Here is a 6,883-nt window from a genome sequence, read left to right as displayed (position 1 = left end):
CATGCAGGGCAAGATCCTCATCGACCCGATGATCACCCACACCATGCCGCTCGACGACATCAACAAGGGCTTCGACATGATGCACAAGGGCGAAAGCATCCGCGGCGTCGTGATCTATTGAGCATGACAATGGAACTTGTATCGCAAAACCAATGTTTCGGCGGGACGCAGTCGGTTTACCGGCATGCGTCGGAGGTTTGCGGTGTCGAGATGACATTCGGCCTCTTTTTGCCGCCGCAGGCGCGGACCCGTCCGGTGCCGCTGCTGTGGTATCTCTCGGGGCTGACCTGCACCCATGAAAATGCAATGACCAAGGCGGGCCTGCAGCGGCACGCAGCGGAGCAGGGGCTGGCGGTGGTTTTCCCCGACACCTCACCGCGCGGCGAAGGTGTTGCCGACGATCAGGCCTATGATCTGGGCCAGGGCGCGGGCTTCTATGTCAATGCGACGCAGAAGCCCTGGTCGCGGCATTACCGGATGTACGATTACATCGTCACGGAACTGCCGGCCCTGTTGCAGAAGCAGTTGCCGGTCAACGGGGTCAACGGGATCACCGGCCATTCGATGGGCGGCCATGGCGCGCTGACGATCGCCTTTCGCAATCCGCAGCTGTTCCGCTCGGTGTCGGCCTTCGCGCCGATCGTCAATCCGACCCGATCGGACTGGGGCCGCAAGCAGTTTTCGGCCTATCTCGGCGACGACGAGGCGCATTGGGGCAACTACGATGCCTGCCTGCTGCTGAGCGAACTCGGCTGGCCGGGCGATATCCTGATCGACCAGGGCGTGACGGACCAGTTCCTGGGACAGTTGCAGCCCGAGGCGATGGCCAGGCTCCTGGCCGAACGGCGACAGGCCGGCGTGCTGCGCATGCAGGCCGGATACGACCATAGCTATTATTTCGTGGCAAGCTTCGGCGAAGACCACGTGCGCTGGCATGCAGAGCGGCTGAACGCCGCCTGAGGGAGAGGAACGCATGGCTTTGAGACTTGGTACCTTACTGACGGCTGCAATTCTTTTCGGTGGCGCGATTTCCGGCGGCTTTGCCCCGGCCCATGCCATGGATCCTGCCGCGGGCGACGCAGCGGCGGGCGAAAAGGTCTTTCGCAAATGTCAGGCCTGCCACGCGATCGGTCCGGAAGCCAAGGCCAAGGTAGGCCCGGTTCTGACAGGGGTCGTTGGCCGGCCGGCCGGCAAGACCGAGGGATTTGCCTATTCCGCGGCCATGAGCAAGCAGGCCGAGGCGGGGCTGGTCTGGACGCCGGACAAGATCGGCGCTTTTCTGACCAGCCCGAAAGAGTTCGTGCCGGGCACCAAGATGACCTTTGCGGGATTGCGCAAGGATCAGGAGCGCGCCGATCTGATCGCTTACCTGGCGACGTTTCCTTAAAAAGCCAAGGAGGAGGAGCGCAGACACCAGCAGGAGGAAGGCGGCCGCGGCAGCGAGACGATGTTTGCCGAGGCCATGGGGGATAATGATTTCGCAAGCCGATACCGGGGAAGAGGAGACCGCAAGGTTTTCCCGGGGCGAGGAGGGTGAAGGCCCTTATCGGTACCACTCAACGGGAGGATGAAATGAAACGACTTCTTACAATGCTTGCCTTCTTGTCGATAGGCGGCGCGCAGGTCGCCCTCGCCAATCCGGAATTGCAAAAGCATATCGATGACCCCAACCAATGGGCCATCCAGACCGGCGACTATGCCAACCAGCGCTATTCCAAGCTGGATCAGATCAACAAGGACAATGTCGGCAAACTGCAGGTGGCATGGAGCTTCTCGACTGGCGTTCTGCGCGGTCACGAAGGTTCACCGCTGGTAATTGGCGACATGATGTATGTCCATACGCCGTTCCCGAACACGGTCTATGCGCTCGATCTCAGCAAGGAAGGCAAGATCGTCTGGCGTTATGAACCGAAGCAGGATTCGGAAGTCATTCCGGTCATGTGCTGCGACACCGTCAACCGCGGCGTGGCCTATGCCGATAACAAGATCTTCCTGCACCAGGCCGACACCACGGTCGTGGCGCTGGACGCCAAGACCGGCAAGGTGATCTGGAGCGTCAAGAACGGCGATCCGTCGAAGGGCGAAACCAATACCGCCACCGTTCTGCCGGTGAAGGACAAGGTCATCGTCGGTATCTCCGGCGGTGAATTCGGCGTTCGCGGTTCCGTCACGGCCTATTCGATGGCCGATGGCAAGCTCCTGTGGCGCGGTTATTCCATGGGGCCGGACAGCGACACGCTGATGGACCCGGAAAAGACCACCCATCTGGGCAAGCCGGTCGGTCCCGATTCCGGTCTGACGACCTGGGAAGGCGATCAGTGGAAGATCGGCGGCGGCACGACCTGGGGCTGGTATTCCTATGATCCCGAAGAAAACCTGATGTATTACGGATCGGGCAACCCGTCGACCTGGAACCCGACCCAGCGTCCAGGTGACAACCGTTGGTCGATGACCATATGGGCTCGCGATGTCGACACTGGCAAGGCAAAATGGGTCTACCAGATGACGCCCCATGACGAATGGGACTATGACGGCATCAACGAAATGATCCTGACCCAGCAGAAGATCGACGGCAAGGATCGCAAGCTGCTGACCCATTTCGACCGCAACGGTTTCGGCTATACGCTGGACCGCGTCACCGGCGAACTGATGGTGGCCGAGAAATACGACCCCACCGTCAACTGGGCGACCGAAGTGGTGATGGATCCGAAGTCCGACCAATATGGTCGGCCCCAGGTCGTCGCGCAGTATTCGACCGAGAAGAATGGCGAGGACACCAACTCGACAGGCATCTGCCCGGCAGCACTCGGCACCAAGGACCAGCAGCCGGCAGCCTATTCGCCGAAGACCGAGCTGTTCTATGTGCCGACCAACCATGTCTGCATGGACTACGAACCGTTCCGCGTCAGCTACACGGCCGGCCAGCCCTATGTCGGGGCGACGCTGTCGATGTATCCGCCGGAAGGCAGCCATGGCGGCATGGGCAACTTCATTGCCTGGGACGGCAAGGAAGGCAAAATCAAGTGGTCTCTGCCGGAACAGTTCTCCGTCTGGTCGGGCGCTCTGGCAACAGCCGGCGACATCGTCTTCTACGGAACGCTGGAAGGCTACCTGAAGGCGGTCGACGCAACGACAGGCAAGGAACTCTATCGCTTCAAGACGCCGTCGGGTGTGATTGGCAACGTGATGACCTACACCCATGCCGACAAGCAGTATGTGGCCGTGCTCTCGGGCGTCGGCGGCTGGGCTGGTATCGGTCTGGCAGCGGGCCTCACCAACCCGAATGACGGTCTGGGTGCTGTTGGCGGCTATGCGGCCCTCAGCGACTATACCGCACTCGGCGGCACGCTCACCGTGTTCTCGCTGCCGAAGTAAGCGGCAATCGCCAAGGGAATTGGCGCGGGTGGCAAAAGCCCGCGCCGGTTCGTTCTCAAGGCCCAAAAGGACGCAAGATGACTAGAACACGACCTGCCCTGCCGATGATCCTTGCCGCGTTGACGCTTGCTGCAGGCGCGGCCAGTGCTCAGGACGCCGCTCCGGCGGCGGCTGACAATATCACCGCGGTGCGTAACGAAAACGGACGCTACTATACGGCCGACGACGTTCCGACCTTCAATATCGCCAAGGATGGCACGATCGACTGGATGACCTATTCGGGCTTTCGCCGCTATCACTCGGAATGCCATGTCTGTCATGGCCCGGAAGGCGAGGGGTCGAGTTATGCGCCGGCCTTGAAGAAATCCGCGATCGCCATGGACTATTACGCTTTCGTCGATGTCGTCACGAACGGGCGCAAGAAAGTGAACGCCTCCGAGAATTCGGTGATGCCGGCTTTCGGGCAGAACGTCAACGTGATGTGCTATCTCGATGATATCTATACCTATCTGAAGGCGCGCGGAGCCGACGCGCTGCCGCGGGGACGCCCGGGCAAGAAGGAACCGAAATCCGATGCGATTAAGGAAGCTGAAAACGCCTGCCTCGGCCGCTAGCCGGGTTGCGGTCATCGGCGCCCTGCTGCTGGGGTTTTCCGGCGCGGCGCCGGCGCTGGCCCAGACGTCGGACCTGGTATCGAAGACGGCATTCCGGGTTTGCGCCGATCCGGCCAATATGCCGATGTCGGATCGCTCTGGTGCTGGCTTCGAGAACAAGATCGCCGAACTGATGGCCTCCAAGCTCGGCCTGCCGCTGGAATATACCTGGTTTCCGATGGCGACCGGCTTCATCCGCAAGACCTTGCAGGCCAATGCCTGTGATGTGGTGATCGGCTATGCCCAGGGCGACGAACTGGTGCTGAACACCAACCACTATTACACCTCGGCCTTCGTGCTGATCGTCCCGTCGAGCGGCCCGCTGGCCGGCGTTACGACATTGACCGACCCTCTGCTCAAGGACAAGCGGATCGGTGTCGTGGCGGGCGTGCCGCCGGCGACGCAGATGGCCAGAAACGGGCTGATGGCGAAAGCCAAGGGTTACCATCTGATGGTCGACCGGCGCTACGAGGATCCGGCCGATGACATGCTGGCCGACCTGGAATCGGGCGCGATCGACGCGGCCGTCCTGTGGGGGCCCATCGGCGCACCGATCGTCAAGGCGAGCCATCCCAATCTGAAAGTGACGCCGCTTCTGAAGGAAGCGACGCCGCCGAAACTGTTCTACCGGATCACCATGGGTGTGCGGCAGGGCGAGAAGGTCTGGGAGCGCAAGCTGAATTCGCTGATCCGCCGCAACCAGTCGGAAATCAATGCGATTCTCACTGAGGCCGGCGTACCGCTTCTGAACGACATGGGCACGGGCCCGCTGGAGGCGATGAAATGATCCGCTTACGATTGGCAGCCCTCATCCTGCTTGTTGCCTCATCCGTCGGGGCGATCGAAGAGCCGGCCGGCTACCGCGATGGCGAATACCGCTCGGAAGTGCCGGCCACCCTGAAGGGGGCGACTGTGGTCTCGACCGAAACCGCTTACGCCTTGTGGAAGACCGGCCAGGTCGCCTTCATCGACGTCCTGCCGCGCCCGCCAAAACCGGACAACCTGCCGGCGGGCACCGTCTGGAACGAGAAGCCGCGGATCTCCGTGCCCGGTGCCTTGTGGCTGCCCAATGTCGGCTATGGCAAGCTGGCCGATGTCATGGCAGGCTATTTCCGCGCCGGGCTGGAAAAGGCATCGCGGGGCGACAAGGATCGGCCGGTGCTGTTCTTCTGTCTGGACGGTTGCTGGATGTCGTGGAATGCCGCCAAGCGCGCCGTGGAATACGGCTATACCCATGTCTTCTGGTATCCGGAAGGAACAGACGGCTGGACGGCGGCCGGCTACTCGACGGAACGCCTGTACCCGGAACCGGGCGGACAATGAGTTGATTATGGCCGCGGGGCCACCGCTCCGGTTTGCTCGGCAGAACTCGAAGACGGCATCGGCGCTGCCGACAGAAAGCGTCCGAACGCGCGCGGCCCATCGCCAGTCGCGATCTCTCCGACAACCTCCAGGCTGAGCGGATCGATCACCGTGAGGCTGTTGGAAAACCAGTTCGCCACGACGATCTGCCGGCCGTCTGCCGTTGTGTCTATGCCCTCCGGATATTCGCCGGTCTCGATGGTGGCGATGGCAGCGAGGCTTTGCGCGTCGAAGACGCTGACGCTGTCGTCATACTGGTTGGTGACGAAGCCCCGGCCGCCGGCAAATGCCACGGCATAGGGCCGCTCGCGTGTTGCCGCATGGCCGAGGACCTGTCCGCTGACCGGATCGACCGCCGTCACCGTATTGCTGCCGACATCCGCGGAAAACAACCGTCCGTCCGGTGAAAACGTGATGCCGAAGGGACGCTGGCCCACGGTGACCCGGTGTCGGAGCTCCAGCGTCTGCGCATCGAAAATCGAGACCTGGTTGGCATCCCGGTCGGCGGTCGCCAGCCATCGGCCGTCGGGCGAAAGCGCCAGCCCGGCCGGTGCACTGCCGGTCGACAGCACCTGTGAAGTGCTGAGGTCATCGGCGGCAACGACCCAGACCCGCGCATTGTACCAGTCGGACACGAAGACCCGGCCACGGAGCTCGTCCACGGCGACGCCGATCGGCCCGCCGTCGAGCGTGCGCTCGACCTGCGGTTTGCCGACGGGCATGGCGTAGCGGCGCAGCACCTTGCTGTCCGTGCTGACGGTGAAGACGGCGCCAAGCTTTGGCGCGACCGCGATGCCGGCCGGCGCACCCGGCACCGGGATGCGGTCCACCTCGACCATCCGCTCAAGATCGATGACGCTCAGGTCACTCGAGGACTGGTTGGTGACATAGGCATAGTCGGCGCCAGCAACGCCCGGCAGCATCAGGCCGAGCAGGGCGACCGCGACAATGCCGCGGCTATTTGCCGAATTTCTTTTCAAGCGCATCGAGGCCGGCCTTGTACACACCGCTGACGGCGGCCATGGCTGCCTCGTCGTTCATGTTGGCGGGCGGATCATTGTTGGGATAACCGCGGTAGAAGGCGCCCTTCCATTCGATATGCGAGCCGCCGGAAGCTGTGGGCGTGACCGTCAGGTGGCCGGAATAGTTGGTCACCGGCAACACGTTCACGTCGACCTCGGTGATGCGGTAGGAATAGGTCATCTTGGCCGCGTCGTATTTGTAGAGCACTTCGGAAATGGTCGGCCCGCCGGCCGCACCGAGCGTCAGCACGCGGGTTGCATCGACTGCGTTGTCGCCCTTGCCGGTGGTCGAGAACACGGAGGGGTGCCAGCTCATGTCCTGGAAATTGCCGATCACCGCCCAGACGGCGTCCGGCGCCGCGGCGACATCGACCGAAAGCACCAGCTTCTGCCGTGTCGGGCCATGGGCCATGGCAAAGCTTGGCAGCAGAAGCAGGATTGCCAGCAGGAAACGACCAAAATACCGCATGA

The 6,883-nt window shown here is 62.4% G+C and carries 8 protein-coding genes and 1 pseudogene; 7 read left to right on the top strand and 2 right to left on the bottom strand.

Annotated features, from left to right (window positions below; genetic code table 11):
• The 7 genes and pseudogenes from HFC70_RS21000 to HFC70_RS20970 all read left to right on the top strand — a co-directional run.
• A pseudogene (locus tag HFC70_RS21000) lies at positions 1-121 on the top strand (S-(hydroxymethyl)glutathione dehydrogenase); the annotation flags it as partial.
• 8 nt (positions 122-129) lie between these two features.
• Positions 130-960: an S-formylglutathione hydrolase gene (gene fghA, locus HFC70_RS20995; protein ID WP_168475246.1), complete on the top strand. Its 831-nt coding sequence runs from the start codon at positions 130-132 to the stop codon at positions 958-960.
• A 13-nt stretch (positions 961-973) separates the two neighbouring features.
• Positions 974-1,387 (top strand): cytochrome c family protein, encoded by a 414-nt coding sequence (locus HFC70_RS20990; RefSeq protein ID WP_168475245.1) that lies wholly within the window; start codon positions 974-976, stop codon positions 1,385-1,387.
• A 185-nt stretch (positions 1,388-1,572) separates the two neighbouring features.
• Positions 1,573-3,375, top strand: coding sequence for a lanthanide-dependent methanol dehydrogenase XoxF5 (xoxF5, locus tag HFC70_RS20985; RefSeq protein WP_168475244.1), 1,803 nt, complete (start codon positions 1,573-1,575; stop codon positions 3,373-3,375).
• 77 nt (positions 3,376-3,452) lie between these two features.
• Positions 3,453-3,989, top strand: coding sequence for a c-type cytochrome, methanol metabolism-related (locus HFC70_RS20980; RefSeq protein WP_168475243.1), 537 nt, complete (start codon positions 3,453-3,455; stop codon positions 3,987-3,989).
• Entirely contained in the window at positions 3,949-4,815 is an 867-nt protein-coding gene (locus HFC70_RS20975; protein WP_168475242.1) for a substrate-binding domain-containing protein, read from the top strand. The genes HFC70_RS20980 and HFC70_RS20975 overlap by 41 nt, the downstream gene beginning before the upstream one ends.
• On the top strand, positions 4,812-5,351 hold the full coding sequence (locus tag HFC70_RS20970) for a PQQ-dependent catabolism-associated CXXCW motif protein (protein ID WP_168475241.1): 540 nt from the start codon (positions 4,812-4,814) through the stop codon (positions 5,349-5,351). Before HFC70_RS20975 ends, HFC70_RS20970 begins: the two co-directional genes overlap by 4 nt.
• A 5-nt stretch (positions 5,352-5,356) precedes the next feature.
• On the opposite strand, the gene HFC70_RS20965 is transcribed toward HFC70_RS20970, so the two are convergent.
• Positions 5,357-6,376 carry a beta-propeller fold lactonase family protein gene (locus HFC70_RS20965; protein WP_168475240.1) on the bottom strand — a complete coding sequence of 340 codons (1,020 nt, stop codon included), beginning with the start codon at positions 6,374-6,376 and terminating at the stop codon, positions 5,357-5,359.
• Positions 6,348-6,881 (bottom strand): SRPBCC family protein, encoded by a 534-nt coding sequence (locus HFC70_RS20960; RefSeq protein ID WP_168475239.1) that lies wholly within the window; start codon positions 6,879-6,881, stop codon positions 6,348-6,350. The genes HFC70_RS20965 and HFC70_RS20960 overlap by 29 nt, the downstream gene beginning before the upstream one ends.
• Between the last annotated feature and the right edge of the window lie 2 nt (positions 6,882-6,883).

The sequence above is a fragment of the Agrobacterium sp. a22-2 genome, assembly GCF_012276985.1.
In the GTDB taxonomy this organism is placed as follows: domain Bacteria; phylum Pseudomonadota; class Alphaproteobacteria; order Rhizobiales; family Rhizobiaceae; genus Allorhizobium.
The sequence above is the reverse complement of the archived record's forward strand: the minus strand, read 5'-3'. Positions and strand labels throughout refer to the sequence as shown.

Bases quoted from the DNA above. Each gene is read 5' to 3' on its own strand.
- fghA (WP_168475246.1), top strand. From the start codon at position 130: ATGGAACTTGTATCGCAAAACCAATGTTTCGGCGGGACGCAGTCGGTT.
- HFC70_RS20990 (WP_168475245.1), top strand. From the start codon at position 974: ATGGCTTTGAGACTTGGTACCTTACTGACGGCTGCAATTCTTTTCGGT.
- xoxF5 (WP_168475244.1), top strand. From the start codon at position 1,573: ATGAAACGACTTCTTACAATGCTTGCCTTCTTGTCGATAGGCGGCGCG.
- HFC70_RS20980 (WP_168475243.1), top strand. From the start codon at position 3,453: ATGACTAGAACACGACCTGCCCTGCCGATGATCCTTGCCGCGTTGACG.
- HFC70_RS20975 (WP_168475242.1), top strand. From the start codon at position 3,949: ATGCGATTAAGGAAGCTGAAAACGCCTGCCTCGGCCGCTAGCCGGGTT.
- HFC70_RS20970 (WP_168475241.1), top strand. From the start codon at position 4,812: ATGATCCGCTTACGATTGGCAGCCCTCATCCTGCTTGTTGCCTCATCC.
- HFC70_RS20965 (WP_168475240.1), bottom strand. From the start codon at position 6,376: ATGCGCTTGAAAAGAAATTCGGCAAATAGCCGCGGCATTGTCGCGGTC.
- HFC70_RS20960 (WP_168475239.1), bottom strand. From the start codon at position 6,881: ATGCGGTATTTTGGTCGTTTCCTGCTGGCAATCCTGCTTCTGCTGCCA.